We start from the raw sequence: 2,635 nt of genomic DNA, 5'->3' as shown, positions 1-2,635 counted from the left end.
GACGTTGTCCGGTGCGGTCACAGTGACCGAGCCGGTGGTGCCGTTCGCCGGGATGGTGATGGTGGTTTTACCATCGTCCAGGGTGAAGGTCAGGGCGCCGTGATTGTTGATCGGCAGACCATCTTTGTTGGTCAGCGTCACGGTGTAGGTGATGTCGCCGCCTTCTGTGACCGACGAAGTCGCGGTCAATTTGGCGACCACTTCGTCGATGGTGTCGGTGACTTTTACCGACGCATCACCACCCAGTTGCAGGTTTTCGAAGGTACGACCGTCGATGTCTACAGCGGACTTGATACCCAGGGTAATGTCGCCAGAGTCTTTGTAGACATCGTCTCCTTGTGCATCGTGAGCGTATTGGGCGCTGGTTTCACCGGCTTTGATGGTGATCTGAGCGTTGTTGCTCAGGGTCACGACCAAGTCATGGGCCAGTGCAGTGTTGATCTGTACGGTAAAGGTCGGTTTGACGTTCTCGGCAACCGAAGTTTGATCGGCAGTGATGATGACTTGCACCAGGTCGCCCTGGTTACCAGTGCCTGGGGTACCCGAGCCTGGTTCGTCAGTCACAGTGGTGCTGACCGGGGTTTTATCCAGGGTCAGTTGTTCGAACTTGCCGACGTCAGCGCCCGTTACCGAAGCGATGGATTTGACGACTGGATCATTCGCGCCCACATAGACGTTGTCCGGTGCGGTCACAGTGACCGAGCCGGTGGTGCCGTTCGCCGGAATGGTGATGGTGGTTTTGCCATCGTCCAGGGTGAAGGTCAGGGCGCCGTGGTTGTTGATCGGCAGACCATCTTTGTTGGTCAGCGTCACGGTGTAGGTGATGTCGCCACCTTCGGTGACCGACGGAGTCGCGGTCAACTTGGCGACTACTTCATCGATGGTGTCGGTGACTTGTACCGAGGCATCGCCACCAAATTGCAGGTTTTCGAAGGTGCGACCATCGATGTCTACAGCCGAAGTAATGCCGAGTTTGATTTCACCCGAGTCTTTGTAAACGTCATCGCCCTGCGCAGCATGCTCGTAAGACACGCTGGTCTGGCCAGCCTTGATGGTGACTTGAGCGTTGTTGCTCAGGGTCACGACCAAGTCGTGGGCCAGTGCAGTATTGATCTGCACGGTGAAGGTCGGTTTGACGTTCTCGGCGACCGAAGTTTGGTCGGCGGTGATAGTGACCTGCACCAGATCGCCTTGGTTGCCCGTGCCTGGGGTACCCGAGCCCGGTTCGTCAGTCACAGTGGTGCTGACTGGAGTCTTATCCAGGGTCAGTTGTTCGAACTTGCCGACGTCAGCGCCTGTTACCGAAGCAATGGATTTGACGACCGGATCGTTCGCACCGACATAGACGTTGTCTGGCGCGGTCACAGTGACCGAGCCGGTGGTACCGTTCGCCGGGATGGTGATAGTGGTTTTGCCATCGTCCAGGGTGAAGGTCAGGGCGCCGTGGTTGTTGATCGGCAGACCATCTTTGTTGGTCAGCGTCACGGTGTAAGTGATCTGACCGCCTTCACTAACGGAGTCGCTTGCGGTGAGTTTTGCCACCACTTCGTCGATGGTGTCGGTAACTTTCACCGACGCATCACCACCCAGTTGCAGGTTTTCGAAGGTGCGACCATCGATGTCTACAGCCGAAGTAATGCCGAGTTTGATTTCACCCGAGTCTTTGTAAACGTCATCGCCCTGCGCGGCGTGCTCGTACGACACGCTGGTTTGGCCAGCCTTGATGGTGACTTGAGCGTTGTTGCTCAGGGTCACGACCAAGTCGTGGGCCAGTGCAGTATTGATCTGCACGGTGAACGTCGGTTTGACGTTCTCGGCAACCGAAGTTTGGTCGGCGGTGATGGTGACTTGCACCAGGTCGCCTTGGTTGCCAGTGCCTGGAGTACCTGAGCCTGGTTCGTCAGTCACAGTCGTGCTGACCGGGGTTTTATCCAGGGTCAGTTGCTCGAACTTGCCGACGTCAGCGCCCGTTACCGAAGCAATGGATTTGACGACCGGATCGTTCGCGCCCACATAGACGTTGTCCGGTGCGGTCACAGTGACCGAGCCGGTGGTGCCGTTCGCCGGGATGGTGATGGTGGTCTTGCCATCGTCCAGGGTGAAGGTCAGGGTACCGTGGTTGTTAATTGGCAGACCGTCTTTGTTGGTCAGCGTCACGGTGTAGGTAATGTCGCCACCTTCGGTGACCGACGAAGTCGCGGTCAACTTGGCGACCACTTCGTCGATGGTGTCGGTAACTTTTACCGACGCATCGCCACCCAGCTGCAGGTTTTCGAAGGTACGGCCGTCGATGTCTACAGCGGACTTGATACCCAGGGTGATGTCGCCAGAGTCTTTGTAGACATCGTCGCCTTGTGCATCGTGAGTGTATTGGGCGCTGGTTTCACCGGCTTTGATGGTGATCTGAGCGTTGTTGCTCAGGGTCACGACCAAGTCATGGGCCAGTGCAGTGTTGATCTGTACGGTAAAGGTCGGTTTGACGTTCTCGGCAACCGAAGTTTGATCGGCAGTGATGGTGACTTGCACCAGGTCGCCCTGGTTACCCGTGCCTGGGGTGCCCGAGCCTGGTTCATCGGTGACAGTCGTGCTGACCGGGGTTTTATCCAGGGTCAGTTGTTCGAACTTGCCAACGTCA

At 57.0% G+C, this 2,635-nt stretch carries 1 protein-coding gene; it reads right to left on the bottom strand.

Annotated features, from left to right (window positions below):
- Positions 1 to 2,635: immunoglobulin-like domain-containing protein (locus IAE33_RS24310; RefSeq protein ID WP_328804921.1), on the bottom strand; the 2,635-nt coding region annotated here is incomplete at both ends.

The sequence above is a fragment of the Pseudomonas sp. S60 genome (assembly GCF_016647865.1).
GTDB classification, from domain to species: domain Bacteria; phylum Pseudomonadota; class Gammaproteobacteria; order Pseudomonadales; family Pseudomonadaceae; genus Aquipseudomonas; species Aquipseudomonas parafulva.
Note: the sequence above shows the minus strand (reverse complement) of the source record. Positions and strands in the feature narration are given on the sequence as shown.